Genomic DNA, 23,998 nt, shown 5'->3' with positions numbered 1-23,998 from the left:
CTCCTTTGAAGATCACAGGTCAGGCGGCGGGCCGCCCGCGGAATTCGGTCAGGTAGAACAGCAGGCCGATGGCGGGAAAGGCGAAGCCGATCCAGGTCACCGGCGCCCAGCCGCCGACGGCGAAGGCATAGCCGGCGAGCGCCGAGCCGGCGGCCCCGCCCAGGAAGAAGATCGCCATATAGATGGCGTTCATCCGGCTGCGAGTCTCCGCCCCCAGCGAATAGATGGCGCGCTGCCCCAGCACCATGTTCATCTGCACGCCCATGTCGAGCAGCAGCCCGGCCAGCACCAGCAGCGCGATGGAGCCCTCGCCGGCACGCGCCACGAAGAAGGACAGCGCCGCCATCGCCAGGGCGAAGCCGGTCGCCGGCCGGGTCCAGCCGCGGTCGGCGATCCGCCCGGCAATCGGCGCGACCAGCGCGCCCGCCGCCCCCGACAGGGCGAACAGCGCGATGCCGCGCTGGCTGAGATGGAAGGGCGCCCCCGCCAGCAGCAGCGGCACCGAGGTCCAGTAGAGGCTGAAGGCGGCGAACATCATGGTCTGGTAGACGGTCCGCCGTTGCAGCACCGGCGTCCGCACCAGCAGCCGCCCCAGCGAGCCGAGCAGCGCGCCGTAGCTCGACCGGCTCGTCGGCCGGCGCTGCGGCAGCACCCGCCACAGCAGGACGGCGAAGCCGACCATCGCCACCGCCGACAGGACGAAGACCGCCCGCCAGCCCAGGCTGTCGGCGATCAGGCTCGACACCGGGCGGGCCAGCAGGATGCCGAGCAGCAGCCCGCTCATCACATTGCCGACCACCTGCCCGCGCGAGGCCTCCGGCGCCATGTGTGCGGCCAGCGGCACCAGCATCTGCACGGCGACCGAGGTGACGCCGATCAGGAAGGACGCCGCCAGGAACAGGGACGCGGTGGGGGCGACCGCCGCCACCAGCAGGGCCAGGACCGTGCTGGACAGGGTGACCACCACCAGCCGGCGGTTCTCCAGCAAATCGCCCAGCGGCACCAGCAGGATCAGCCCGGCGCCGTAGCCGACCTGGGTCAGGGTGACGACGAGGCTGGCGGTCTCCGGCGACAGCCCGACCGCCGGGCCGATCAGCCCGACCAGCGGCTGGGCATAATAGATGTTGGCGACCACCACGCCGCAGGCCAGCGCCATCAGCAGGACGAGCGAGCGCGACAGCGCCGGGTGGGCGGAGTCTTCGGTAGAGAGAGGGGCGGCGGTGGGCGGCATCGCGCGGTCCTGTGCGGTCATGACGGGTCGAAACTGAGACAGAACAGCGCACAGCCTATGTCGGCACCCGCGGCCGGCGCATCGGTCAATTGCGCCGCCCGGCCATGCGCCTCCTCACGCGATCTCCTCAGGCGATCTCGGCGCGCAGCCGGTAGAGCCAGTCGCGGAAGGCGCCGAAGCCGCCATCCTCGCGGCGCGAGGCGCGATAGACCAGATACCAGGAATGGACCATCGGCACCGCCAGCGCGAAGGGCGCGGCGAGGCGCCCGGCGGCGATGTCGTCCGCACTGTAGAGCCGCGGCGCCAGCGCCACCCCGACGCCGTCGATGGCCGCCTGCAAGGTCATGGCATAGCTGCCGAAGGACAGCCCCCGCGTTCCCGAGGCCAGCATAGGATCGGCCACCCCGGCGGCATCCAGCCAGCGCGGCCAGTCCTCCCCCCAATGCGAGACGTGCAGCAGCGTGGCGCCGGCCAGATCCGCCGGCTTGCACAGCGCCGCCGCCAGCCGCGGCGCGCAGACCGGCTCCAGGCTGGAGGAGAACAGCCGCTCCGCCTCATAGCCGGGCCACTGGCCGTCGCCGAGCAGGACGGCGCAGGTCCAGTCGTCGTTCATCGGCGCCCCGGCCCCGCCGGTGGCGATCCGCACCTCGATCTCCGGATGGTCGAGGTGGAAGCCCGACAGGCGCGGGATCAGCCAGCGCACCGCCACCGTCGCCCCCATGCCGACCGTCAGCACCGGCCCGGCCCGCATCGCCGACACCTGCTCGACCCGCCGGGCGATGCCGTCGAACGCGTCGGTCAGCGCCGGCTGGAGCGCCCGGCCGCGCTCGGTCAGTTCCAGCGCGTTGGCCCGGCGGTCGAACAGGGCGAAGCCCAGCCGGTCCTCCAGCAGCCTCACCATCCGGCTGACCGCCGCCTGCGAAACGTGCAGTTCCGCCGCCGCCGCGGTGAAGCTGCGATGGCGGGCCGCCGCCTCGAAGGCGCGCAGCCCGTTCAGCGAGGGCAGGCGGCGCATGCGTCCATCCCCAAGGTCATTCCGATCCCACCCCAACTTTTCCTGGGGCTGAGCATCGAACAATGCCGTTTGCGGCGCAACCGCGCGCGTGAGAGTTTCCGGGCATCCTCTCTGGCATTCCCTCTCTTGCATTCAGGCGATTCATGCTGACGCTTCCGCTGATGGTGGGGCTTGGCCTCACCGTTCTCGTGACCTCGTTTCTGTCGGGCCTGTTCGGCATGGCCGGCGGCATGGTGCTGATGGGCCTGCTGCTGATCCTGCTGCCGGTGCCGTCGGCGATGCTTCTGCATGGCGTGACGCAGTTCGCCTCCAACGGCTGGCGGGCATGGCTGTGGCGGAACCATGTCGTCTGGCCGGTCATCCTGCGCTTCGCGCTGGGCGGCTCCGTCGCCGGCCTGCTGTTCGCCCTGGCCGGCGCCGTGCCGGACCGGGCGGTGTCGCTGCTGATCCTGGGGCTGACGCCCTTCCTGGCGCTGGCCATCCCCGCCCGCTGGGCGCTGAACGCGCAGAAGCCGCTGCATGGCGTTCTGGGCGGCTTCCTCTGCATGGGCATCCAGCTGCTCGCCGGCATCTCCGGCCCCTTGCTCGACACCTTCTTCATCCGCAGCGCCATGACCCGGCAGAGCGTGGTCGCCACCAAGGCTGCCATCCAGTCGGTCGGCCATCTGGTCAAGATCGTCTACTTCGCCCCGCTGGTGGCCGGCAGCGGCGACGAGACGGTGGAATCGACGGTGATCCTGATGTCGATCGCCATGGCGCTGATCGGCACGAATCTCTCCCGCCGCGTCCTCGACCGCATGAGCGACGCCCAGTTCCGCCTGTGGAGCCGCTATCTGGTGATGGGAACCGCCAGCGTCTATCTCGGCCAGGGGCTTCTCCTGCTCGCGGCCCATTAAGAAAAAACATTATATAACAAAGTTTTATCCCGTTCCTTCTTCCCTATCCTTACTCCCTGGGGGCCACACTCCGGCCCGATGCGCACGACAGGCCCGCTCCCCGATCCTTACGGCTTGGGGGCGGGCTTCCTTACATCCTGGGGGCGTTTAAGGGCCTGTGACTCCTGGCATGGCTCAGAATCGGACGATGCGCTCCCTTGAATGCCTCGATCCTTACCCCTTGGGGGCCTGGATCCGTCTTTGAGCGCCCCCAAGCCGTAAGGATTGCGCTTGCCCACAGAGCCCCGGACAGCAAAACTGGGGTCACTCCCCCACGGAGTAAGGATGGAGCGCATCCCCTGAAGGCGCTTTTGGCGAATCGAGTCGGACCGATTCGAGAGGGGTAAGGATGCGGAAGGGCAGTTTCGGGCGAGATTCGCACGTTAGAAGCCGTTGCGGATCTGGCACTTGGCAAGCCTTTGCGACTCCCTTTCCCTTTTAAGAGGATTCGTCGGCGCGAATCTCCAGGCGAGTCCGCGAGTCGCTGCGAATCTTCCTTACAGCCTGGGGGAAACAGCCTTACCGGGTGGGGGCGATTCGCACACCCCCCGGGGCGTAAGGGTTCCGCCCCCAGGGCGTAAGGATGAAAAGGATTCTGCGGCGCGACCCTTTCCTTACTTGTTTTTCTGGTAAGGATTGATTTAGCCTCCCCCGATTCTGGCGGAGGACGGCTATGGCGGGGACGGGGCGCAGGAAGGCGCGCAGCACGGTGGCGGAGGAGTCCGTCCCGTCGGACGCGGCTGCGCCCATGGCGGCCCCGATGACTGCCGACAGGATTGCGGAACCGGCGAAGGGCGGACCGGGGCTGGTGGTGCTAGGCCCGCAGGATCTGGCCGGCGGCGCGGTGATCGACGGCGACGGCAGTGCGGCGACGCTGCCGGCCGTCAGTGCCGACTCCGCGGCTCCGGTCGCCGGCCTGACCGCCCGCGTCGCCAGCGCCACCTTCGAGCGCGACGGCTACAAGCATCTGATCAAGGCGGCGGAGGCGGTCTACAGCTATCCCGCCAACGGCACGCGCCTGTCGCTGCCGGCGCAGAAGATGCTGAACTTCATGATCCATCTCGCCGGCAGCCAGAATTTCGCCAACAAGCTCTACCGGATGCCCAAGCGCGTGGTGCGCGGCAACCACAAGGGCAACGAGCGCATCTTCGACGCGCTGAAGGAAATCTTCGATTCCAGCCTCGTGGTCATCGGCCCCTTCCGCGGCCGGCGGTCGCGCGCGGAACTGCGCATCCTCTCCAGCTATGTCCGGCCGGAGGAGGAGGAGGACAGCGACGCCGCCGACATCCATTTCCAGTTCACCGACGCCTTCCTGGAAATCCAGCGCTCGTCGCAGCTGTGGGCCAAGCTGTCCGGTCCGGCGATGGTCAAGGTCACCAGCACCTACGCGCTGAAGCTGTACGAGATCGGCATGCAGCGCTACCAGATGGACTATCCGTCGCTGGAGCTGGACATCGACACGCTGCGCAAGCTGATGAACGTGCCGGAGGGCGCCTACAAGGATTTCGGCATCCTGCGCACCCGCACCATCGACCGCGCGATTGCCGAGGTGAACCAGCTCGCCCCCTTCCGCGTCAGCATGCCGGAAGACAAGATGAAGCGGAAAGGCCGCAAGATCGAGGCGGTGACCCTCGAATTCCTCGCCAAGGATGAGGAGGAAGCGGCCGAGACCTATCTGGAGCGCGAACGCCACAGCGCCGGCCGCCGGGCGCGCCGCATCGGCAAGGTCGACACCGTGGCTCCCGCCGATCCGGTGGAGGCCGGCCTCGCCGACCTTGGCCCGCTGCCCGACGCCGACGACGTGACCGCCCTGTGGGCCGCCGTGCTGCATGCTTTGAAGGGCAAGGTTCCCGCCCCGCTGCTGGCCGAGCTGGAGCCGGACCGGGTGGAGGAAGCCCCCCAGGGCGGCCGCCGCCTCGTCCTGATGGCCAGGAACGCCGCCGTCGCCGACACCGCCCGCATGAATCACTGGCCGAGCCTGAAGTCGGCCCTGTCCTCGCTGACCGGCGGGCTGATCGAGGACGTCGCGTTCGAAGTGGCGGCGCGCAAGGCGAAGACGGCGAAGGCGGCCTCCCCCGAGACGTAAGGATCGGGGGCCGCGCTTCGCCTCCCATCGAATCGCGTCACGCGCCTCTCTCAGCCGTCATTCCCATGCGACGGAGCGGTCAGCCTGTCGCGTTATGCGGGAAACCCAGAGCATTTTGGGGTGGAGCCTCCAACTCTGCGAGGCGGTTTGCGACGGTTGACCGCTTCAACTGCGGGTAAGGCCTGAAGAATCAGACTATTTCTTTCGGCATAGTGTTTGCGTGGGCCTCCTGCAGTCAGCGTCCGTCGCAACGGAGTTTCCATGCAGAGACACTTCAGCCCCCTGCTTGCCGCTGCGTTGGCCTTGGCTGCTGTCGTTATGATGACGACCCACCTTGTCTGGCAGGACCGGCAGCGAACCTCCGCACGGATGGAGGCGCTTGCCGCCGACATGGCCAAAGTCGTCGAAGCTCACGTTCTGCACACGACAAAAGGCGCCGACATCGCCCTGCGTCAGGCGGCAACCCTGGTCGACGAGGCCGGCAGTCTGGGGGCCGTACAGAACCCCATCTATTGGCGTCGGCTGCGCGATGCGCTCGCCAATGTGGACGGTGGGGAAACCCTCTGGCTGTTCGACACCAAAGGCAATGGCGTTGCCGGCACCGGCCGTCAGATGGACGGGCCGCTCAACATCGCCGACCGCCCCCATTTCCAGGCGGTGCTGGCGGGGGCCGATCTCGTGGTCAGCCCGGCGCTGCGCAGCCGGTTGGACAACCGCATCGTCTTCACCATCTCGCGGCCGATCCGCGACTGGACCGGCGACATCATCGGCGTCGCGAGCGCCGGGATGAAAACTGAATGGCTGGTCAACTTCTACGCCATGATGTCGTTCGGGCTTGATACCACCGTCACAGTCTTCCGCACCGATGGCGAGATCGTTGCCCGGCAACCGGATCTCGCCGCCAATCTCGGCAAGAACAACCGGAATGGGCAGCTCTTTCGGGAGCAGCTCCCGCAGGCACCGGTCGGCACCTACTGGTCGCAATCCGTGTTGGACGGAAAGGAACGGCTCGCCGCCTACAGGCTCATTCCGGATCTGAACCTCGTCGTCTATGCCGGGATCGAGGGGGAGTCGGCCTTCGCCGCATGGCGGGTCCGGTCGCTGTGGTTCGTTGCCGAAGTGACCATGACCACGACGCTTGTGCTTCTGCTGCTTGTGGCGAGTGCCCGGATGATCCGCAGCGGTCACCGGAATCAGATGCGCGCACTGGAAGCCGAAAGCGTCGCGCTGCAATTGGGCGCCGAGCTTCATCAGGCGCGGCGCGATCCTCTGACCGGGCTACCCGCCCGCGGGCTGTTCCTGGAGTTGGCGGAGGGAATGCGCCAGAGCGCCGGCCAAAGGGGGCTGGTTCTCGCCTTCCTCTACATCGACCTGGATGGCTTCAAGGCGGTGAACGATCGGCAAGGCCACGATCAGGGCGACAAGGTTCTGACGATGGTGGCCGAGATCATGCGCCGGACGACCCGGGATGGCGACCTGCTTGGCCGGCTTGGCGGCGACGAGTTCGTCGTCTGCCTGTCCGGGCATGTTCCCGATATCAAGACCGTAGCCACCAGCGTGGCCACCCGCATCATCACTGAAGTCCGCGATCTGGATATGGGGGTCGGGTGCAGCATTGGAATTTCGCTCACCGCCGGCTCCTGCAACGATCTGCCCTGTTCCCTCCGTCAGGCGGACGCAGCGATGTACCGTGCCAAGCAGATGGGAAAGGGGGCCTGGTTCATTCATGAATCGGCGCAGGAGCCCTGTCCGTCCTGCGATGACAGGGCCATAGCCTGATCTGGACCAGATCAGGCTTGTCGCTGTCAGCGATGCCGGGCGCCCGTGTGCCGAATCGGTGGTCCCGCTTCTGGCTGGTCTGTTGGACGGCGGGCGGGAGAGGATTGCCGCCCTGCTACGACGTCTGGAAGGAACGCTCAATCGTTGGCGCGCCGCGCGTTTTGCACAAAAACGCCCCATGAAAGGATATATTTCCTATAACCTCTCCGCACATGTCCTTTCAGCTTGCGGAGCGACGCCATGGCCCTCGACAGCCGTACCTTCCAGAACGATAATTTCCCCCTCTGGGCCCAAGAGCCGCCGGTGCCGTCGGCAGGCTCTCTGGTCCCCGGTTCGCAGTTCCATGAGGAGCAGTGGATCATGGCCGCCGGCATGCTGGCGCGCGGCAGCAGCTTCCTCTATGTCGCCCGCGCCATGGGATGCAGCCGCACCACCCTGTGGCGGGCCTATTACGGCTCCAAGGATTTCCGTCACAGGGTGTGGTGGGAACGTCAGGCCCTGAACCGCGAGGCCGACCTGCGCCTCTCGTCGCTGCGCAGTCTGGTGGTCGAGCAGATCGAGCGGCTGGTCTCCTCCGGCGATCCCTCCACCGTGCGCTGGCTGGCTGACCGGCTCGGCATCCTCGACGGGCTCGCCGCACACCCGGCACAACAGCCGCAACCCCCGCAGCCGTCGCAAGACCTGTCTGCCGTGTCTGCCACCGACCTTGCCACCGGGATCGTCTCCGATCTCGACGACGACAGCATCCCCGGCGCCTTCCGCGAACGTACTCCCCCGGACCCGCGCGCCGTCGCCGCCATCCTCGCCCGCCCGGAAGCGGTGGGGCCGAAGGGCGTCTATCCCTACACCCTCAACCCCGACGATCCCTATCCCACCCTCGGCTCGGCGCTGGAGCGCAAGGGTGGACAGGCCGCCTTCGACCGTCTGTGAGGCGACCGTTTGTAAGGCGGCCGTTTGCGAGGTGGGCGGGGCGGTGACGATGGAACAGCAGCCGGAAACCGTTCCATGCTGTTCCATCCCCCAGGAGGTAAGGATCGGCGGAGTCTTCCCCCCGCCGATCCCTCGAATCCTCAGCCCTGCTTGGCCTTCAGCGCCGCCAGACGGTCGGACAGGCTGGTCGGGGCGGTCTTGCCCGACGCGGCGGCCAGCGCGGCGGCGATGTTGGGGTCTTCCTTTTCCGGGGCCGACGGGCGCAGCAGCTTGGCCTTGGCGTTCGCGGCCTCCGCTGCGGCCAGATCCTTGGCTGCCGTGTCCTGCATCGCCTTCAGCGCGACGGTCAGCCCACTGGTGGCCCCGGCGAGGCCGGCGGCCTGACGGGCGGCTTCGGCCTGACGCTCGGCCATGGCGCGCTGCTGGTCGGCGCGGCCCATGTCGCGCTGGGCACGGTTCAGGTCGGCGCGCGCGGCCTTCAGCTTGGCGCCGGCCTCGGCGTAGTTCTTCTCCAGCATCTCCAGGAACTCGCGCGCTTCGACCGCGTCGCGGACCTCGCGCTCGATGTCGGGGGCCATCTCCTCCAGCATGGCGACGACGGTCTCCAGGCTCTTTTCCAGGCCGGCCTTGCGCGACGGGTCGGTCTCGCCGTCGATCTGGCGCTGCAGATGCTCGGCCGCCGCCATGCGCTGGGCGGACAGCGCCTTGATCTCGTCGGCCTCGCGCTGCTCGCGGTCATGGATGGCGCGGGCTTCTGCCACCTGCCGGCCCAGCCCGTCGAGATGCTGCTCCATGGTCCGCAGCTCCGCCTCGGTCGCGGACTTCGGATCCCAGCGCACCAGCGCCTCCATGGCGCCCTGGACGGCCTGGTCGGTCTTGACACCCATAAGGTTGCGGATGAAGGCAAGCATGGCTGATTCCTGTCGAAGGAGGGTTGTTGGAGGCGCCCCGGACCAAGGCCGCGGACGCTTCGCCTGCACAGATGGGGTGGGAGCGATCCGGGAACCAGACCCCCATCCTTACCTCTCGGGGGCGATTCTCTTTATCCGGCCCCGTTCATTTGACCCCGATCATCCGGCCATGGCGGCGGCGTTGATCACCGCCACCCCGAGCTGGACGCCGACCAGCGTCGCCGCCGACGCGACGTTGCCCGATTCGATCTGGCCGCGCAGGTCGCGGATCAGCAGGGTCGCCACGGCGAAGGCGACCAGCTGGAGGATCACCGCCACCACGCCCCACAGCACGATGTCGAGCAGGAAGCTGCTGGTCGCCAGCGTCGCCGCCAGCGGAATGGCGAGCGCCACGATGGACCCGGCCAGCGTCAGGCCGCCGGCGGCATTGCCTTCCGCCACCAGCCGGCGCTCGTCGAAGGGGGTGATGCGGGTATAGACGGCGACGCCGGCCGCCAGCAGCGCCAGCGTGACGGCGAGCTGGACCAGCAGCACCGGAAGGCCGGTGCCGAGCGCGGTCAGGATGGAACCGAAGGTGCTTTCCATGGGGCCGGCACTCTTGTCGTGTGGGGGTTAGGACAGGGAGAGGGAGGCGGGGTTCACGTCGATGCCGGCGGCGATCTCGACCGACGCGCGGCCGGCGCGCTCCACCGCCTCCACCAGGATATATTCGGTGGCGGGCGCCGGATCTCCGGCGTTCGTCGGGGCGCCGTACAGCATCGACTGGCTGGTCACCGTCTCGGTCCCGCGCAGGGTCTGGCGCGCCTCGCTGAGGGTGAAGGGCTGGATGCGGCTGGCGCCCGGCTGCCAGATGCGGGGATAGAGCTTGCCGTCCTTGGTCTGGAACTCCGGCCAGCCGATCATCCCCTCCGCATCGTCCAGCCAGAAGCCCCACTCGCCCTCGTCGGACGGGGTGACGCTGTCGATGGGGGTGAAATAGCGGCACTCGTCCGGCTGCCCGTCGGGGCCGAGATGGATCTGGAAGAAACCACCTCCCGGCAGATGCAGGCGGTAGACGGTCGCCGGGCCGGAGGTGACGGTTCCCACCGCCTCGATCGACACCAGCCGGTCGGTGCCGGTGTCCGGCGCCTTGACCTTGGTGGCGCTCTCCGCCAGCAGGAAGGGGGTGGGGTCGATGGTGACCGTCATGCCCAGCCGGAACAGCGATGGGCTGTAGGCCTTGCCGCCGAGCTTCTGGTTCACATAGTTGCCGAGCGTTCCGAACAGGGGCACGTCCGATCCTCCCTTGGAGCCAGAGCCCTTGGAAACAGGGCTGTTGGCGACTGCATTCGGTTTGGATGGCGCATCCATCCGCCGCCGCGCCCGCCACAGCAGGAACAGCACCGCCGCTCCCAGCAGCAGCAGGCCCCACCACCAGAAGCCGTGCCCGGAGCTGCGCGACGCCTGCGCGGCGCTGGCGCTGTCCACCGAACTGGCCGAATCGGCACGGGCCAGATCCGCCGGCACGTCGGGCGGCAGCTGACCGGCCTGGCGCGGGGTGCCGGCCTGGGCCGCCACCGACTGGTCGAGCTGGTCCAGCTTGCCGCGCAGCTCCGCATTGTCGCGGGCCAGCCGGTCGGCCTCCTGGCGCCATTCGCGATAGCCCGGGTCGTCGGCGTTGTTGTGGAAGAAGGCGGCATGGCCCGGCCGGGTCAGCGTGTCGAGCATGAACCACAGGAACAGCCCATCCCAGACGCCGAAGCGGCGCGGGGCGCTGACGGTGTAGGGCGGCGGGCTCCAGCCATAGCCGCCATAGGGGTTGGCCGGCGCCGGGCGCGTCGATGGCGTGCGGTAGGAGGAGCCGCCCCAGCCCCAGCTGGACCCGCCGGAGCTGCTCGACCCGCCGGTCCGCCCCTGGGTGGAGGCGGCGGGCGGTGGCGCTCCCGGCTGGGCCGGCGGGGTGCGGTCGGCCTCCTGCTTGGTGCGGTAGCGGTTCAGCGCGTCGGCCGAGCCCTGCTGGCTGAAGGTCCGGTCCCCTGCCGAGGTCGGCGGGGCGGCGACCGACGGGGCGCTGTTGCCCGGCCGGGCATAGCCGCCGCTCGAACTCGAAGACCCGCCGGAGAACCAGCCGCCGCTTCCGGTGGAGGGCGTGCGCGAGGTGGAGGGGCGGGAGTATCCGCCGCTGCCGCCGCTGCTGCTGCCGACGGACGGGGTGCGCGACGGACGCGAATAGCCGCCGGACGACCTGCTGCTGGACCCGGCGCGGGCCTCGGCCTCGCCCGGCGCCAGCGTGACGGCTGCTGCGGTGACAGCGATTGCAAGCGGGGCGGGGGCCGCGGGAGCGGTCAGGATGGTGCCGACGGGGGCCGCCAGCGGCTGCACCATCATCAGCAGGGCGACGGCGGCTGCGCGCCATCGCTCTGTCCAGCGATCCTGATACCGGGTAGGCCTGGGGGGCTTCGCGGTCTGCGTCATCCGTCCTCTCGCGCGTCATCCGGAGCCGGTTCAACCGGCCCTCCCGGCGATTCGTTGCGCGAGGGTAGGCAGATACGCGGCGGCGCTCAAGGGATTAACCGTCGCGACCGGCCCCTATGCCTTTCGTCAGGAGACGGCGGTCGCCGTCCGCTTGCTCTGTGCCGGTTCCGGTGGCGGCGGGCGCAGGGTGGGTGGACCGCCGGCTGCGGTGACGAGGCGGTCGCTCGCGGCCTCCAGCCGCTCCTCCAGGTCGCGCATCGCTTCGGCGCGCGGCTGTCCGGGCATGATCGGCGGCAGGAACTCCACCACCACCGTGCCGGGGTACTTCAGGAAGCTGTGGCGCGGCCAATAGAGGCCGGCATTCAGCGCCATCGGCACGATGGGAATGCCGAGGCTGTCATAGAGCATGCCGACGCCGATGCGGTAGGGCCGGTAGGTGCCCGGCGCCACGCGGGTGCCCTGGGGGAAGATCACGATGGGGCGGCCCTCGTCCCGCACCGGGCGGGAGTTGCGGATCAGCGACTTGATCGCCGCCCCGCCGGCACCGCGGTCGACCGGGATCATCTTCGCCTTGGCGGCATACCAGCCCCAGATCGGGATCCACATCAGCTCGCGCTTCAGGATGATCGCGGGGTCCTTCACCAGCAGGTGAAGCTTCATGGTTTCCCACGCCGACTGGTGCTTGGCCGCCAGCAGAAAGGGACCGTCGGGCAGGTTCTCCCGCCCGCGCACCTCGTAGCGGATGCCGACGAGCGTGCGCTCCAGCCAGCCGACGGTGCTGAGATACCATTTCACCACCGCGACCATCTGCGGACGCGGCAGCAGCAGCATCCACAGCAGGGCGAAGCACATCAGCGCGGTCCAGAGGTGGAACGCGATGTTGAAGGCGAGGGACCGAATCCAGATCATGGCCGGCAACTTGTCAGGTCTTCACCGACTTCTCAAGTATTCCGCGCAGTGCGGGAGAGGACGGCCGGCGGATGGCGGCCGTTTGCCGGGCAGGGTGGACTCCGCTCCCCACCGGGTGCATTGTCCCGGCGTGGAGGGATGGCGAGCTGTGGTGGAACCGTGATCCGTTTCGAGAATGTCGGCCTGCGCTACGGCACCGAGGCGGAGGTGCTGCGGGACATCAATTTCACCCTTCAGCCGGGATCCTTCCATTTCCTGACCGGTGCCAGCGGGGCGGGCAAATCGTCGCTGCTGAAGCTGATGTACCTGGCCCACCGGCCGTCGCGCGGGCTGGTCACCCTGTTCGGCCGCGACATGGCGATGGTGACCCGCCGCGACCTGCCGGAACTGCGCCGCCAGATCGGCGTGGTGTTCCAGGATTTCGCCCTGCTCAACCATTTGTCGGCGCTGGACAATGTGGCGCTGCCGCTGCGCATGGCCGGCACGCCGGAGGCCGACGTGGTCGCCCATTGCAGCGAGATCCTGCGCTGGGTCGGGCTGGGCAACCATCTGCACGCCACGCCCTCGACCCTGTCGGGCGGGCAGAAGCAGCGGGTCGCCATCGCGCGGTCGGTGATCAACCGGCCGCGGCTGCTTCTGGCCGACGAGCCGACCGGCAACGTCGACGACGGCATCGGCATGCGGCTGCTCTACCTGTTCGAGGAACTCTACAAGCTGGGGACCACCGTGGTGATCGCCACCCACAACGAGGCGCTGATCCGCCGGTTCGACCATCCGCGCCTTCATCTCGACAATGGCCGGCTGATGGTGCTGCCGGCGCGCGGCCGTGCTCAAGAGGCCCGTGCGAAGGACGTACGGGCCAGTGACCCTGGCCCTATCGACCCAAGGTGGGAGTAGCGGCATGGCGCTTCGTCCGGTGCGGCCCCGTTCCGACCTGCCGCTGGCGGTCGATCCCTCCTCGCGCTTTCTCGGCTGGATCGCCGCGCTGATGGCGTTCCTGGCGGCGCTGGCGCTGGCCGGCGCCATGCTGGTGACGGACATGGCCCAGCGCTGGGACAGCGGGCTGGCCGGCGGCCTGACCGTGCAGGTCGCGCCGATGCCGGGCGCTCCCGTCGCCCCGCTGGACGAGCGGGCGGAGGCGGCGCTGACCGTCCTGCGCTCCGTCCCCGGCATCCGGTCGGCGACCCTGCTGGGCGGGGGGGAGATCGCCCGGCTGCTGGAGCCCTGGCTGGGGGCGGGGGCGGCGGACCCGCTGCTGCCGATGCCGCGGCTGATCGACGTCGTCGCCGACGGGCCGGTCGATGTCGGTGCGCTCCGCCTGCGCCTGACCTCCGCCGCGCCGGGGGCGACGCTGGACGACCATGCGGTGTGGCTGGCCGATCTGCGCTCCTTCGCCGGGGCGATCCGGCTGGCGGCGCTGGGCGTGGTGGTGCTGATCGGGGCGGCGGCGGTGATGACCGTTGTCTTCGCCGTGCGCACCGGCCTTGCCATCCACCGGCCGATGGTGGAACTGCTGCATCTGATGGGCGCCACCGACCGCTATGTCTCGCGCCAGTTCGAGCGGCATGTGGTGGGCCGCAGCCTGCGCGGCGGCGGGATCGGGCTGCTGCTGGCCGGCGGCACGCTGTATGGGCTGCACCGCGCCTCCCAGGGGCTGCGGGCCAGCCTGCTGCCCGACCTGTCGTTGCAGCCCTGGCAATGGGGGGCTCTGCTGCTGGTGCCGGCGGGGCTGGCCCTTCTAGCGCTGGTCACTGCGCGCTGGACCGTGCTGCGCACGCTGGAGTCCATGCCATGAGTCGGGCCATGAGTGGAGCCATGTCTGGGATCGGGGGTTGGGCGGCACCATGATGAGCCACGGTCACCGGCGGCGCGGCGGCGGAATGATGGCGCGGGCGATTGCGCATGTGATCGCCGGCATGCTGGTGCTGGCGGCCGTCTGGCTGGGTGGGCTGTTCTGGTATGCGGCCGACGTGCCGCGCTCGTCCCCCAGCGGCGACGATGCCGACCGTCCGACCGACGCCATCGTCGTGCTGACCGGCGGCAGCCACCGGCTGGGCACCGGGCTTGAACTGCTCGCCGCCGGCCGCGCGAGGAAGCTGTTCGTCTCCGGCGTCTATGACGGGGTGGATGTGCAGGAACTGCTGAAGCTGTCCCGCCACTCCCCGACCGAAATGGAGTGCTGCATCACGCTGGGCTATTCCGCCGACAGCACCATCGGCAACGCCTATGAGACGGCCGACTGGATGCGCGACCAGGGATTCCGGTCGCTGCGGCTGGTGACGGCCAACTATCACATGCGCCGCAGCCTGCTGGAGCTGTCGATGGCGATGCCCGACGTCGAACTGGTTCCCCATCCCGTCGTCGCCCCCACCGTCCATCTCGACGACTGGTGGATGTGGCCCGGCACCGCCAACCTGCTGGTCAACGAATACAACAAGCTGCTGGTGGTGGGGCTGCGCTGGGCGGTCCGCCGCGCGGTTCGGGACTGATCCTGGGACAAGGATGCCAATTTTCAAAAGCGAATGAGAATGACTTGCAATTGGTAGCGGGCAGGGTTAGGGTCCTGTCCAGGGTTCACGCCCGGACATCGCCAACCGCAACGTCCGTCCAGCAAGAAAGACTCGCCATGCACGACAGCGCCGTCTCCGTTCCCGCTTCCTTCGCCGCATCCCTGCCGGTGGTCGAATCCGGCCGCCTGATGTCGGGCAGCCGCGAGATCGTGATCCAGCACGCCGGGCAGAGCTACCGCCTGCGTGTGACCCGCGCCAACAAGCTGATCCTGACCAAATAAAACGACCTTCAAAGAACCTTCCGGGAAAAACGTCACCGAGAATGGGCGTCGGCCACAATGGTCCGGCGCCCATTTTCTTTTTTGTGATGACCTTTCACGCCCGGCCTTGTACCTCATAGCCGGCATCCTCGATGGCTTGGCGGATGGCGGATTCGTCAGCGCTGCCTTCGACGGTGACCTCGCCGGCCTTCAGGTCGACCAGGGCGCGTTCCACGGTGGGGAGGGCCTCCACGGCCTTGGTCACGGTCTGGGCGCAATGGCCGCAGGTCATTCCGGAAACCTTCAACGTCAGCATGAATCTTCTCCCTTGGGGGTTGAGGGGCACAGGTGATTTGGAAAGGCTGCACCTTCCAGCAACGGGAAGGTCAAGCGGCATTCCGCAGGTCCGCTCAACCACCTGCCGCCCTGATCGTCACGCCTCGAAGCGTCGTCTCAAAAAGAAGACTAAATCTTGAAAATGAGACAATTCTTCGACTGATAATCTCGGAAAAGAGAAATTTTGGTCTTTGGCGATTTTAGTGTGCACTGCAAAAAGTCCGCTATTCCAAAGGTTTCGCCTGCGACAACCTGTCAAGGCCGTCCTGGCATAACCCTTGCTGATACGGATGCATGCACCCGTCTCGGGATTTCCAGGCCTAGGATTTTCCAGGAAAGAGCGCCGCGATGCCGCTTGTCACCGCAACAACCCTTCTGCCTGTCCCGGCGCGCCGCGTGTGGCCGCTGGTGCGGTGGGATGGCGCTGTCGGTGAATGGTATCCCGGCGCGGTTTCCATGACCGTGGACGGGACGGAGAAGGGCGCGCTCAGGCGCCTGCGGCTTTACGACGGCTCGCCGGTCGTCCACCGGCTGGAACATGTCAGCCGGGTCGACGACGCCTACACCTATGCGGTGATCGAGGGGCCGTATCCGGTCGCCGACCTGCTGGCGCAAATCCGCCTGCGGGCCGATGGGGAGGGGCAAGCGGTGCTTCACTGGACCGCCACCTTCCATCCCTCCGCCTCCCACCTGCAAGAGGGGACGGAGGCGGAGGCCGAACGGTTCGTCCGCGACCTCTACGACGCCGGCATGGCCCGGCTCCGCACTCTGCTTCATCCGTGAATCGCGAAAACGACACTCCAGACGCCAAGCGTCGGAAAAGAATAACCGAGGGAGCATCGTCCAAATGAGTTTCCTGATCTGCCTGGGAGCGCTCGCGTTCCTCATGCTGGTCGCCTACCGGGGCTTCAGCGTCATCCTCTTCGCGCCGGTGGCGGCGCTGGGGGCCGTGCTGCTGACCGACCCGTCCGCGGTGCCGCCGATCTTCACCGGCCTGTTCATGGACAAGATGGTCGGCTTCGTGAAGCTGTACTTCCCGGTCTTCCTGCTGGGCGCGGTGTTCGGCAAGGTGATCGAGCTGTCCGGCTTCTCCAAGTCGATCGTCTCGGCCGTGATCAAGCTGGTCGGGCGCGAGCGTGCGGTGACCTCCATCGTCCTGGTCTGCCTGCTGCTGACCTACGGCGGCGTGTCGCTGTTCGTCGTGGTCTTCGCCGTCTATCCCTTCGCGGCCGAGATGTTCCGGCAGGGCGACATCCCCAAGCGCCTGATTCCCGGCGTGATCGCGCTCGGCGCCTTCACCGTCACCATGGACGCGCTGCCGGGCACGCCGCAGATCCAGAACATCATCCCCACCACCTTCTTCAAGACCGACGCCTATGCCGCTCCCTGGCTGGGCCTGATCGGTTCGGTCTTCATCCTGACGCTGGGCCTGCTGTATCTGGAATGGCGCGTCCGTTCGGCCATCGCGCGCGGCGAGGGCTATGGCAGCGGCCACACCAACGAGCCGGAAGCCGTGGCGTCCGAGGCGCTGCCGAACCCGATCCTGGCGCTGTCGCCGCTGGTCGCCGTCGGCGTGCTGAACAAGCTGTTCACCATGGCGATCCCCAGCGTCTACGGCGCCACGAATGAGGTGGCCCTGACCCCCGGTGCCAAGCCGCTGGTGACGCAGGTCTCCGCCGTCGCCGGCATCTGGGCGGTGGAAGGGGCGCTGCTCTGCGGTATCCTGCTGGTGCTGGCCTTCGCCTGGAAGCCGGTATCCCAGCGCTTCGCCGAAGGCACCAAGGCCGCCATCGGCGGTTCGTTGCTGGCCTCGATGAACACGGCGTCGGAATACGGCTTCGGTGCGGTGATCGCGGCGCTCCCGGGCTTCCTGGTGATCCGTGACGCTCTGGCCGCCATTCCCAACCCGCTGGTGAACGAGGCGGTGACCGTCACCGCGCTGGCCGGCATCACCGGATCGGCGTCGGGCGGCATGAGCATCGCGCTGGCGGCCATGGCCGACCAGTTCATCACCGCCGCCAATGCCGCCGGCATCCCGATGGAGGTCCTGCACCGCGTCGCCTCGATGGCCAGCGGCGGCATGGACACCTTGCCGCACAATGGCGCCGTCATCACCCTGCTGGGCGTCACCGGCTTGACGCACCGGCAATCCTACGGCGACATCTTCGCCGTCACCTGCATCAAGACGCTGGCGGTCTTCTTCGTGATCGCCGTCTACTACCTGACCGGGATCGTCTGATCATGAAGAACAAGCTCATTTCCCTGGAGGACGCCGTCGCGCGCATTCCCGATGGGGCGTCCCTGCTGATCGGCGGCTTCATGGCCGTCGGCGGCCCCAACCGGCTGGTGGACGAGTTGATCCGCCAGGGCAAGCGCGACCTGACCATCATCGCCAACGACACCGCCCGGCCCAACAACGGCCTGGGCAAGCTGGTGGTGGAGAAGCTGGTGCGCCGGGTCGTCACCAGCCACATCGGCCTGAACCCCGAAACGCAGAAGCAGATGATCGCCGGCGACATCGAGGTGGAGCTGGTGCCGCAGGGCACGCTGGCCGAGCGCATCCGCGCCGGCGGCGTCGGGCTGGGCGGCGTTCTGACCGCCACCGGCGTCGGCACCATTGTGGAGGAGGGCAAGCGCACGGTCGAGATCGACGGTGTCACCTATCTGCTGGAAATGCCGATCAAGGCCGATTTCGCGCTGGTCGCCGCCAAGCAGTCCGACCTGTACGGCAACCTCACCTACGCGCTGACCGCCCGCAATTTCAACCCGCTGATGGCGATGGCCGGCGCCACCGTGATCGCCGAGGCCGAAGACATCCTGCCCGTCGGCTGCATCCCGCCCGACGCGGTGATGACGCCGTCGGTGCTGGTCGATTACATCGTCGCCGCAACGCCGCGCTGATCGGGGAGTAGAAAGCCATGGATGAAAAGACCCTGATCGCCAAGCGCGTCGCGCTGGAGCTGATGGACGGCGACCTCGTCAACCTGGGCATCGGCCTGCCGACCCTGGTCGCCCGCTATGTCCCCCCCGGCCGCCATGTGTTCTTCCAGTCCGAGAACGGCATCGTCGGCATGTCCGGCCCGATCACCGGGGCGGAAAACCACGACCTGACCGACGCCGGCGGCTCGCCCATCTCGGCCCTGCCGGGGGCGGCGTCCTTCGACAGCGCCTTCTCCTTCGGGCTGATCCGCGGCGGCCATCTCGACGTCACCGTGCTGGGCGGCCTGCAGGTGGACCGCGAAGGGCGGCTGGCCAACTGGATGGTGCCGGGCAAGATGGTGCCGGGCATGGGCGGCGCGATGGACCTCGTCACCGGCGCCCGCCGGGTGATCGTCGCCATGCAGCACAGCGCCAAGGGCGAGGCGAAGATCGTCGAACGCTGCGCCCTGCCGCTGACGTCGGTCCGCCGGGTCGATCTGGTGGTGACCGACCTTGCCGTCATCGAGCCGACCGACGCCGGCCTCGTCTTGAAGGAAACCGCCCCCGGTGTCACGGTGGAGCAGGTGATCGCCAACACCGGGTGCGAACTGATCATCGCCCCGGACCTCCGTTCCATGCCGATCGAAGGATAAAGAAGAATGACCAATCTGAAGGGGAAGGCTGCGCTCGTCACTGGGTCCACCAGCGGGATCGGCCTTGGGATCGCACGGCAGTTGGCGGGCCAGGGTGCCGACCTGATGCTGAACGGCTTCGGCGATGCCGGCTACATCGCCGAACTGTGCCAGTCGCTGTCCAAGGAGTTCGGCGTGCGCGTCGCCCACAACGGCGCCGACATGTCGAAGCCCGAGGAGATCGAGGCGATGGTCGCCGCCACCGAGGCGGCCTATGGCCGGCTGGACGTGCTGGTCAACAATGCCGGCATCCAGCATGTGTCGCCCGTCGATGCCTTCCCGGTGGAGCGCTGGGACGCGGTGATCGCCATCAACCTGTCGGCCGTCTTCCACGGTACCCGCGCCGCTCTGCCGGGCATGAAGGCGCGCGGCTGGGGCCGGGTCATCAACATCGCCTCGGTCCATGGGCTGGTGGCTTCGGTCAACAAGTCGGCCTATGTCGCCGCCAAGCATGGCGTGATCGGCCTGACCAAGGTGACGGCGCTGGAGCTGGCGGAGACCAACATCACCTGCAACGCCATCTGCCCGGGCTGGGTGCTGACGCCTCTGGTGCAGAAACAGATCGACGCGCTGGCCGCCACGCGCGGCCTGTCGGTGGAGGAGGCCGGCCGCGAACTGCTCAGCGAGAAGCAGCCGTCCAAATCCTTCGTCACGCCGGAACAGCTGGGCGAGCTGGCGGTGTTCCTGTGCTCCGAGGCCGCCGGCAACATGCGCGGCGCGGCTCTGACCATGGATGGCGGCTGGACCGCCCAGTAAACGGAGCGTCGGCCCAAGCAGTTCTAGAGTCCGTCTGATGCTCATTGAAACACCAGACGGACTCTAAGCTTTTGGTTTTCCGTGTGATTCACGCTTCAAGCGATTCCGCTTGAACCGATCACACTCTAAAGCGGCTTGGGCTGGACGGGCACCGAAGCGTCCTGGGAGCGGATCGAAAGGTCCGTTTCCGGGGCTGCTTCTTTCCGGTTTCAGGTGTCGCTGGTGGCCGGAACCGTGTCGAAGGGCGTCGCGATGAACGGGCGGCCCTGTCCATGGCCGGCGCGGGCATGACCGCGTTCGGTCGCCGCCTGCCGGAAATAGCCGACAACGAACACGCGCAGGGCATTCGCAAGGGAAACGCCCGACCGCGATGAATGGCGGGCCTGCTGTTCCATGCGGTTACGGACATCGTCGCACAACTCGTCCACCGTCATAACTTCCCGCCGGCAGATCTCCTCCAGCCCCTCCCAGTAGGAAGGCTCAAGCCGGATCGAAACGTCACGTCCAGACAATTTCAGCGTGCGAGAGGCCAGAGAAGCGGCACCTGTAGATTGATCGACGCGAGATTTGCTGTCCCCAACGCTCGACATGTTCGTATGCCCTCGTGCTACCCGTGCGATTGCCCCCAACGCATGAACACTATAACGCGACCACAACGGGTTTTGGGAACAAAACTTTAGGCATGTAAGGATTCCCCCTAGGGGGTGCGTTCCGGATCCCCGGCCATGTCCTTGAGCAAAGCCAGATCGTTGATGACGATAAAACCTTTGGCATATGTCACTGTTCCGGTTCTGCGCAGGGCGCCAAGACACTTGTTCACCATTTCACGGGTGACGCCCAGCATGTTCGCCAATGCTTCCTGGGACAGGGGCAAAGTCAGCCGTCGGCCGGCGGAAGTATCCTGCCCGTAACTGTCCGACAGCAGCAGCAGCCGGCGCGCGAGCCTGCGTGGAACATCGTGGAACACGGCGTCCTCGATGTTCTCCGACACCCAGCGCAGCCGGTCGCAAAGGACGATCATCATGCGGGTGCAGAGGCGCGGGTGGCGCTCCAGGAACGGGATGAAGTCGGCGCGGTCGATCCGGAACAGCTCGACCGGCCGCAGGGCGACCGCGGCGGCGGTCCGCTCCCGGCCGTCGATCAGCCCGATCTCACCCAGGACATCGCCGGCTTCCAGGATGTTCAGCAGCATGGTCTTGCCATCCGCCGAGGAGGTGCGGATGGCGATCTGGCCCTTCAGCACGGCGAACAGGCTGTCGCCGGGGTCGCCCTTGTCGAAGATGATTTGGTCGGCATCGAAGCGTGCCATGCGGCCCAGAGTCACCATCTCGGCCATCTGCTCGGGATCGAGTTCCCCGAGCAGCCGGTTGCGCCTCAGAACCGATGCGACATCCACAGGCGCGTTCATCCGTCCGTCCAGACACAGTTTCGCGCCGGGCTGGCGGTCATCGCCACCCCGGCGCGATCAGTCTAGCCAAAACGCGCTTACATCGCGAGCGGTGCCGCATCGCGCAGGGCACGCTCCCACAGGACGGTGTGTTCGAAATGGAAACGGGCTTCGGTCGTCGCGTCATCGCTCGTCGCGCGGCCCAGCCGGCGTGCCATGCTGCGCAGCATCGCCTTGGCGTCCTCGCGCTTCTGGTCGAAGCGACCCTGAGGCAGCCAGCCGCGAAAAGCCGCCAGTTCGGAAGCCGGCAGAGCGATGTCGCCGCCCAGCCGCAGCATCCGGCCATAGCCGCGCTCGCGGTAGGGCAGCTCCTTGGCGATGGACTCCAGGCGCAGGGCCGTCCCGGCGGTCAGCACCCGGTCGGCGACCGCGTCGGACAGGGTGCGGCGGATGTTGACCATCGCCTCCGACAGGGAGGTGTAGCCCAGCTCGGCCGGGCCGTGAATCACCGCCACCTCGTCGTCGTCCTCCAGCCGGCCGTCGCGGAAGGCCTCGAAGATGGCGCCGACTCCGATCATGCCGAAGGGATACAGTTCCGCCGCGCGCAGGGCGCCCATGCTGGAGGCGCCGAACACCGGAATACCGGCGTGGATGGCGTAGAGGATTTCCTTGTGCCAGACCGACGGCACGCTTTCGAAAAAGCCGTCGATGATGCCGATGGCCGCCGGCTTTTCAGCGCAAAGCCGCAGAACGTCGCCCTGGGCGACCGGCGGCAGATAGGTGGCGTCCAGCTCCAGCGCCGCATCCTCGCGCGGCAGGGTGGGGCCCAGAAAGACATAGACGCCGCTCATGCCGCCTTCTCCATGGCTTTGCTGCCGAGAGCGCGCAGGCCGCGTTCACCCAGCAGGTAATCGGGGGATTCGTCGGCACCCTCCAGTCCGGGCACGACGACACGGACGACCGGGATGCCGAATTCCGGCTTGGTCAGGTCCACCGCCACCGCCTCCTCGATGCTGGCGGCGCGCAGCCTGTCGAGCTGATGGGCGAGATCGGCCTCGATGGTGGGGGCGGCGCCGGTCGGGCAGTGGCAGAAGGGCCGCCTGCCGGCGCCCTCCACGATCATCGCCTTCCAGCGGGCATAGTGGGCGGGGTCGAGGTGGCGCTCATACTCGGCACGGGGCATGTCGTCGCGGGCGCCGGCGATGAAGGTCAGGCGGCTCTGCGCCGCCTCGGTCAAGGCGCGGGACAGGGCGATCTCGCGTGCCACGTGGCAGCCCATGCCGGTGGCCGGGCGGATGGAATGCTGGGGCAGCTCCTCCCGCTCGACGATGCGGCAGAGGAAGGCGGGCAGGCCGACGTCGCTTGTGGTCTCCCACACACCGACGGCGACGCCAGCCGCCTCGAAGCGGTCTATGAGCGAGCGGCAGACCGGATCGTCGATGCTGTCCAGGTCGATGCGGGTCGCGGCCTGGGCTGCGGGATCCTGCAGGCGCCACAGGGTGGTCGCGTCGCGCTCCACCAGTTCGGTGACGGCGTGGCTGATCGCCTCGACCTTGTGGTTGCCGGATGCCAGGCCGTTGGAGCCGGCCAGGAAGGCGCCGTGGCCGGGGGCCATCGGCACGGTGAAATTCAGGTGGACCATTTCGAACGGCACCCATTTCGGGCCGCCGTTCAGCAAGTCCTGACCCTCGATCCACAGGATGGGGCTGTGGGGATTGAAACTTCCGGTCGACAGCCGGGGCAGGCGGTCGACGTCCACCACCGGATGGGTCCAGCGCAGCTCTTCGAAGCTGGCGAACTTCAGCGGCAGGGTGATGCGTTCGGCGTGGTAGCTCTCGATCGACTCCATGACCCCCGACGCCTTGGCTGCGGCGAGCGTCACCCCCTTGCCCTGCGACACCGAGATGGAGCGCGAATTCGGCCGCGTCACCATCACCACCGGAATGCCGACGGCATCCAGCCCGGTGACATTTGCGACCCGGGTGATCCCCATGATCGGCAGGAACGGGGCGACCCGCGCCAGGGTCTGTTCGGGTGCCACGACCCGGTGGGTGCCGACCGTATGGGCCTTCACCGCATCCGAAACGGAGGCTTTGATATCGAGCAGATCGAAGGGCATCGCGGCTGATCCGGGGCGGAGTGAAATCGAAGAGGCACCCTGTTTCCGGGTCCGTGGCCGGTCAGCACCTCATCGGTGCTGGTGGCCACGGTCCAAAAACCGGAACCGGGATCCCGATCAGGCGCCCGGGGTGATGCTGAAGCGGCCAGCCTCGTGATCGGCGGCATCGAAGGTGCTGCGGTCACCCGAGCGGACCAGATTCCGGGCGGTCGAGGCCTGGATCTCAGCAATTTCCGTGACGCCCTGAGCGGACACGGCATACAGGCGACCGTCGGCGCCACGGATCATCGACGACTGGGAGATGGAGAGCGACATTTCGAATGAACTCCTATCTGGCTTGCTGATGCCGCCAATTCTTAGGATTCGAACGGGTTCGGTCTGTGAAGTTTTTCACTTCATGACTGGGGCGGGCGGGGTATCAGGTGTGTCGAGCGGTGACGGATTGAGTGGAGAAACGAACATGCTGCGAGCCACCAACAAGAAGCGCGGTAGTATCGCATCCGGTCACGGCTCCGCCGACCTCGAAGACCTGATGGTTTGGCCTCAGCTCTCCGACCGTGTCGTTTTCATGAACGGAGCAAGATCCAGATTGCGCCTTGAAAAAGCGGTCTGGGAAGGGCTGGATGCTATTGCTAGAATGGAAGGAAAGCCGACACAGCAGTTATGTGCTGAGCTGGAGGAAAAGCGCCTGAAGACAGCCGCACTCAGCTCTACAATCCGCACTTTTGTGCTGGAATATTTTCGTGGAATCGAAGCCGCTTAAGTGGAC

26 protein-coding genes are annotated in these 23,998 nt (G+C 67.5%); 14 read left to right on the top strand and 12 right to left on the bottom strand.

Annotated features, from left to right (window positions below):
* Positions 1-19: 19 nt before the first annotated feature.
* Complete coding sequence (locus VH569_RS05350; RefSeq protein WP_423314453.1) at positions 20-1,252, bottom strand: MFS transporter; 1,233 nt, start codon at positions 1,250-1,252, stop codon at positions 20-22.
* A 106-nt stretch (positions 1,253-1,358) separates the two neighbouring features.
* A complete protein-coding gene (locus VH569_RS05345; RefSeq protein ID WP_423314452.1) occupies positions 1,359-2,246 on the bottom strand; it encodes a LysR substrate-binding domain-containing protein in 888 nt (295 codons plus the stop codon).
* 143 nt (positions 2,247-2,389) lie between these two features.
* Between VH569_RS05345 and VH569_RS05340 the strand changes: the two genes are divergently transcribed.
* From VH569_RS05340 to VH569_RS05325, 4 genes are all read left to right on the top strand, one after another.
* A complete protein-coding gene (locus tag VH569_RS05340; protein WP_376966371.1) occupies positions 2,390-3,142 on the top strand; it encodes a TSUP family transporter in 753 nt (250 codons plus the stop codon).
* A gap of 712 nt (positions 3,143-3,854) precedes the next feature.
* Entirely contained in the window at positions 3,855-5,267 is a 1,413-nt protein-coding gene (locus VH569_RS05335) for a replication initiation protein (RefSeq protein WP_423314451.1), read from the top strand.
* A 261-nt stretch (positions 5,268-5,528) separates the two neighbouring features.
* The gene (locus VH569_RS05330) at positions 5,529-7,046 is read left to right on the top strand and encodes a diguanylate cyclase (protein WP_423314450.1); all 1,518 of its coding nucleotides are present in this window, start codon (positions 5,529-5,531) and stop codon (positions 7,044-7,046) included.
* A 240-nt stretch (positions 7,047-7,286) separates the two neighbouring features.
* The gene (locus VH569_RS05325) at positions 7,287-7,976 is read left to right on the top strand and encodes a hypothetical protein (protein ID WP_423314449.1); all 690 of its coding nucleotides are present in this window, start codon (positions 7,287-7,289) and stop codon (positions 7,974-7,976) included.
* A gap of 140 nt (positions 7,977-8,116) precedes the next feature.
* Here the strand turns inward: VH569_RS05325 and VH569_RS05320 are convergent, their stop codons facing one another.
* From VH569_RS05320 to VH569_RS05305, 4 genes are all read right to left on the bottom strand, one after another.
* Positions 8,117-8,887 carry a hypothetical protein gene (locus tag VH569_RS05320; RefSeq protein ID WP_423314448.1) on the bottom strand — a complete coding sequence of 257 codons (771 nt, stop codon included), beginning with the start codon at positions 8,885-8,887 and terminating at the stop codon, positions 8,117-8,119.
* Positions 8,888-9,046: 159 nt separating this feature from the next.
* On the bottom strand, positions 9,047-9,472 hold the full coding sequence (locus VH569_RS05315; RefSeq protein ID WP_423314447.1) for a DUF350 domain-containing protein: 426 nt from the start codon (positions 9,470-9,472) through the stop codon (positions 9,047-9,049).
* A 27-nt stretch (positions 9,473-9,499) separates the two neighbouring features.
* On the bottom strand, positions 9,500-11,341 hold the full coding sequence (locus VH569_RS05310) for a DUF2491 family protein (RefSeq protein ID WP_423314446.1): 1,842 nt from the start codon (positions 11,339-11,341) through the stop codon (positions 9,500-9,502).
* A gap of 126 nt (positions 11,342-11,467) precedes the next feature.
* A complete protein-coding gene (locus VH569_RS05305; RefSeq protein ID WP_376966357.1) occupies positions 11,468-12,250 on the bottom strand; it encodes a lysophospholipid acyltransferase family protein in 783 nt (260 codons plus the stop codon).
* A 159-nt stretch (positions 12,251-12,409) separates the two neighbouring features.
* On the opposite strand from VH569_RS05305, the gene ftsE reads away from it, so the two are divergent.
* The 4 genes from ftsE (at position 12,410) to hemP (ending at position 15,041) form a co-directional block, all read left to right on the top strand.
* Positions 12,410-13,147, top strand: coding sequence for a cell division ATP-binding protein FtsE (ftsE, locus tag VH569_RS05300; RefSeq protein WP_423314445.1), 738 nt, complete (start codon positions 12,410-12,412; stop codon positions 13,145-13,147).
* Positions 13,148-13,151: 4 nt separating this feature from the next.
* A complete protein-coding gene (locus VH569_RS05295) occupies positions 13,152-14,045 on the top strand; it encodes a cell division protein FtsX (protein ID WP_423314444.1) in 894 nt (297 codons plus the stop codon).
* Positions 14,046-14,097: 52 nt separating this feature from the next.
* Positions 14,098-14,739, top strand: coding sequence for a YdcF family protein (locus VH569_RS05290; protein WP_423314513.1), 642 nt, complete (start codon positions 14,098-14,100; stop codon positions 14,737-14,739).
* A 137-nt stretch (positions 14,740-14,876) separates the two neighbouring features.
* Entirely contained in the window at positions 14,877-15,041 is a 165-nt protein-coding gene (gene hemP, locus VH569_RS05285) for a hemin uptake protein HemP (RefSeq protein ID WP_098735831.1), read from the top strand.
* 94 nt (positions 15,042-15,135) lie between these two features.
* On the opposite strand, the gene VH569_RS05280 is transcribed toward hemP, so the two are convergent.
* A complete protein-coding gene (locus tag VH569_RS05280) occupies positions 15,136-15,336 on the bottom strand; it encodes a heavy-metal-associated domain-containing protein (RefSeq protein WP_423314443.1) in 201 nt (66 codons plus the stop codon).
* A 368-nt stretch (positions 15,337-15,704) separates the two neighbouring features.
* Here VH569_RS05280 and VH569_RS05275 point away from each other — a divergent pair, with 368 nt between their 5' ends.
* From VH569_RS05275 to VH569_RS05255, 5 genes are all read left to right on the top strand, one after another.
* Complete coding sequence (locus tag VH569_RS05275) at positions 15,705-16,139, top strand: SRPBCC family protein (protein WP_423314442.1); 435 nt, start codon at positions 15,705-15,707, stop codon at positions 16,137-16,139.
* Positions 16,140-16,203: 64 nt separating this feature from the next.
* Complete coding sequence (locus tag VH569_RS05270; protein WP_098735834.1) at positions 16,204-17,595, top strand: GntP family permease; 1,392 nt, start codon at positions 16,204-16,206, stop codon at positions 17,593-17,595.
* 2 nt (positions 17,596-17,597) lie between these two features.
* Positions 17,598-18,257, top strand: coding sequence for a CoA transferase subunit A (locus VH569_RS05265; protein WP_423314441.1), 660 nt, complete (start codon positions 17,598-17,600; stop codon positions 18,255-18,257).
* Positions 18,258-18,274: 17 nt separating this feature from the next.
* Positions 18,275-18,928 (top strand): 3-oxoacid CoA-transferase subunit B, encoded by a 654-nt coding sequence (locus tag VH569_RS05260; RefSeq protein WP_098735836.1) that lies wholly within the window; start codon positions 18,275-18,277, stop codon positions 18,926-18,928.
* Between the two features lie 6 nt (positions 18,929-18,934).
* On the top strand, positions 18,935-19,723 hold the full coding sequence (locus VH569_RS05255; RefSeq protein ID WP_376966340.1) for a 3-hydroxybutyrate dehydrogenase: 789 nt from the start codon (positions 18,935-18,937) through the stop codon (positions 19,721-19,723).
* A gap of 209 nt (positions 19,724-19,932) precedes the next feature.
* Here VH569_RS05255 and VH569_RS05250 read toward each other — a convergent pair whose 3' ends face one another.
* The 5 genes from VH569_RS05250 to VH569_RS05230 form a co-directional block, all read right to left on the bottom strand.
* Positions 19,933-20,313 carry a ribbon-helix-helix domain-containing protein gene (locus VH569_RS05250; protein ID WP_423314440.1) on the bottom strand — a complete coding sequence of 127 codons (381 nt, stop codon included), beginning with the start codon at positions 20,311-20,313 and terminating at the stop codon, positions 19,933-19,935.
* 107 nt (positions 20,314-20,420) lie between these two features.
* Complete coding sequence (locus tag VH569_RS05245) at positions 20,421-21,131, bottom strand: Crp/Fnr family transcriptional regulator (protein ID WP_377811724.1); 711 nt, start codon at positions 21,129-21,131, stop codon at positions 20,421-20,423.
* A gap of 77 nt (positions 21,132-21,208) precedes the next feature.
* On the bottom strand, positions 21,209-21,961 hold the full coding sequence (locus VH569_RS05240) for a TfuA-like protein (RefSeq protein WP_423314439.1): 753 nt from the start codon (positions 21,959-21,961) through the stop codon (positions 21,209-21,211).
* Positions 21,958-23,229, bottom strand: a complete 1,272-nt coding sequence (locus VH569_RS05235) for a YcaO-like family protein (RefSeq protein ID WP_423314438.1) — start codon at positions 23,227-23,229, stop codon at positions 21,958-21,960. Before VH569_RS05235 ends, VH569_RS05240 begins: the two co-directional genes overlap by 4 nt.
* A 117-nt stretch (positions 23,230-23,346) precedes the next feature.
* Positions 23,347-23,544, bottom strand: a complete 198-nt coding sequence (locus VH569_RS05230; RefSeq protein WP_098735841.1) for a hypothetical protein — start codon at positions 23,542-23,544, stop codon at positions 23,347-23,349.
* Between VH569_RS05230 and VH569_RS05225 the strand changes: the two genes are divergently transcribed.
* Entirely contained in the window at positions 23,531-23,992 is a 462-nt protein-coding gene (locus VH569_RS05225; protein WP_423314437.1) for a ribbon-helix-helix domain-containing protein, read from the top strand. The two genes, VH569_RS05230 and VH569_RS05225, sit on opposite strands and share 14 nt — an antisense overlap.
* Positions 23,993-23,998: the final 6 nt, after the last annotated feature.

This window comes from Azospirillum sp. 11R-A, from assembly GCF_049472615.1.
In the GTDB taxonomy this organism is placed as follows: Bacteria; Pseudomonadota; Alphaproteobacteria; order Azospirillales; family Azospirillaceae; genus Azospirillum; species Azospirillum palustre.
The sequence above is the reverse complement of the archived record's forward strand: the minus strand, read 5'-3'. Positions and strand labels throughout refer to the sequence as shown.

Bases quoted from the DNA above. Each gene is read 5' to 3' on its own strand.
- VH569_RS05350 (WP_423314453.1), bottom strand. From the start codon at position 1,252: ATGACCGCACAGGACCGCGCGATGCCGCCCACCGCCGCCCCTCTCTCT.
- VH569_RS05345 (WP_423314452.1), bottom strand. From the start codon at position 2,246: ATGCGCCGCCTGCCCTCGCTGAACGGGCTGCGCGCCTTCGAGGCGGCG.
- VH569_RS05340 (WP_376966371.1), top strand. From the start codon at position 2,390: ATGCTGACGCTTCCGCTGATGGTGGGGCTTGGCCTCACCGTTCTCGTG.
- VH569_RS05335 (WP_423314451.1), top strand. From the start codon at position 3,855: ATGGCGGGGACGGGGCGCAGGAAGGCGCGCAGCACGGTGGCGGAGGAG.
- VH569_RS05330 (WP_423314450.1), top strand. From the start codon at position 5,529: ATGCAGAGACACTTCAGCCCCCTGCTTGCCGCTGCGTTGGCCTTGGCT.
- VH569_RS05325 (WP_423314449.1), top strand. From the start codon at position 7,287: ATGGCCCTCGACAGCCGTACCTTCCAGAACGATAATTTCCCCCTCTGG.
- VH569_RS05320 (WP_423314448.1), bottom strand. From the start codon at position 8,887: ATGCTTGCCTTCATCCGCAACCTTATGGGTGTCAAGACCGACCAGGCC.
- VH569_RS05315 (WP_423314447.1), bottom strand. From the start codon at position 9,472: ATGGAAAGCACCTTCGGTTCCATCCTGACCGCGCTCGGCACCGGCCTT.
- VH569_RS05310 (WP_423314446.1), bottom strand. From the start codon at position 11,341: ATGACGCAGACCGCGAAGCCCCCCAGGCCTACCCGGTATCAGGATCGC.
- VH569_RS05305 (WP_376966357.1), bottom strand. From the start codon at position 12,250: ATGATCTGGATTCGGTCCCTCGCCTTCAACATCGCGTTCCACCTCTGG.
- VH569_RS05295 (WP_423314444.1), top strand. From the start codon at position 13,152: ATGGCGCTTCGTCCGGTGCGGCCCCGTTCCGACCTGCCGCTGGCGGTC.
- VH569_RS05290 (WP_423314513.1), top strand. From the start codon at position 14,098: ATGAGCCACGGTCACCGGCGGCGCGGCGGCGGAATGATGGCGCGGGCG.
- hemP (WP_098735831.1), top strand. From the start codon at position 14,877: ATGCACGACAGCGCCGTCTCCGTTCCCGCTTCCTTCGCCGCATCCCTG.
- VH569_RS05280 (WP_423314443.1), bottom strand. From the start codon at position 15,336: ATGCTGACGTTGAAGGTTTCCGGAATGACCTGCGGCCATTGCGCCCAG.
- VH569_RS05275 (WP_423314442.1), top strand. From the start codon at position 15,705: ATGCCGCTTGTCACCGCAACAACCCTTCTGCCTGTCCCGGCGCGCCGC.
- VH569_RS05270 (WP_098735834.1), top strand. From the start codon at position 16,204: ATGAGTTTCCTGATCTGCCTGGGAGCGCTCGCGTTCCTCATGCTGGTC.
- VH569_RS05265 (WP_423314441.1), top strand. From the start codon at position 17,598: ATGAAGAACAAGCTCATTTCCCTGGAGGACGCCGTCGCGCGCATTCCC.
- VH569_RS05260 (WP_098735836.1), top strand. From the start codon at position 18,275: ATGGATGAAAAGACCCTGATCGCCAAGCGCGTCGCGCTGGAGCTGATG.
- VH569_RS05255 (WP_376966340.1), top strand. From the start codon at position 18,935: ATGACCAATCTGAAGGGGAAGGCTGCGCTCGTCACTGGGTCCACCAGC.
- VH569_RS05250 (WP_423314440.1), bottom strand. From the start codon at position 20,313: ATGTCGAGCGTTGGGGACAGCAAATCTCGCGTCGATCAATCTACAGGT.
- VH569_RS05245 (WP_377811724.1), bottom strand. From the start codon at position 21,131: ATGAACGCGCCTGTGGATGTCGCATCGGTTCTGAGGCGCAACCGGCTG.
- VH569_RS05240 (WP_423314439.1), bottom strand. From the start codon at position 21,961: ATGAGCGGCGTCTATGTCTTTCTGGGCCCCACCCTGCCGCGCGAGGAT.
- VH569_RS05235 (WP_423314438.1), bottom strand. From the start codon at position 23,229: ATGCCCTTCGATCTGCTCGATATCAAAGCCTCCGTTTCGGATGCGGTG.
- VH569_RS05225 (WP_423314437.1), top strand. From the start codon at position 23,531: ATGGAGAGCGACATTTCGAATGAACTCCTATCTGGCTTGCTGATGCCG.
- VH569_RS05230 (WP_098735841.1), bottom strand. From the start codon at position 23,544: ATGTCGCTCTCCATCTCCCAGTCGTCGATGATCCGTGGCGCCGACGGT.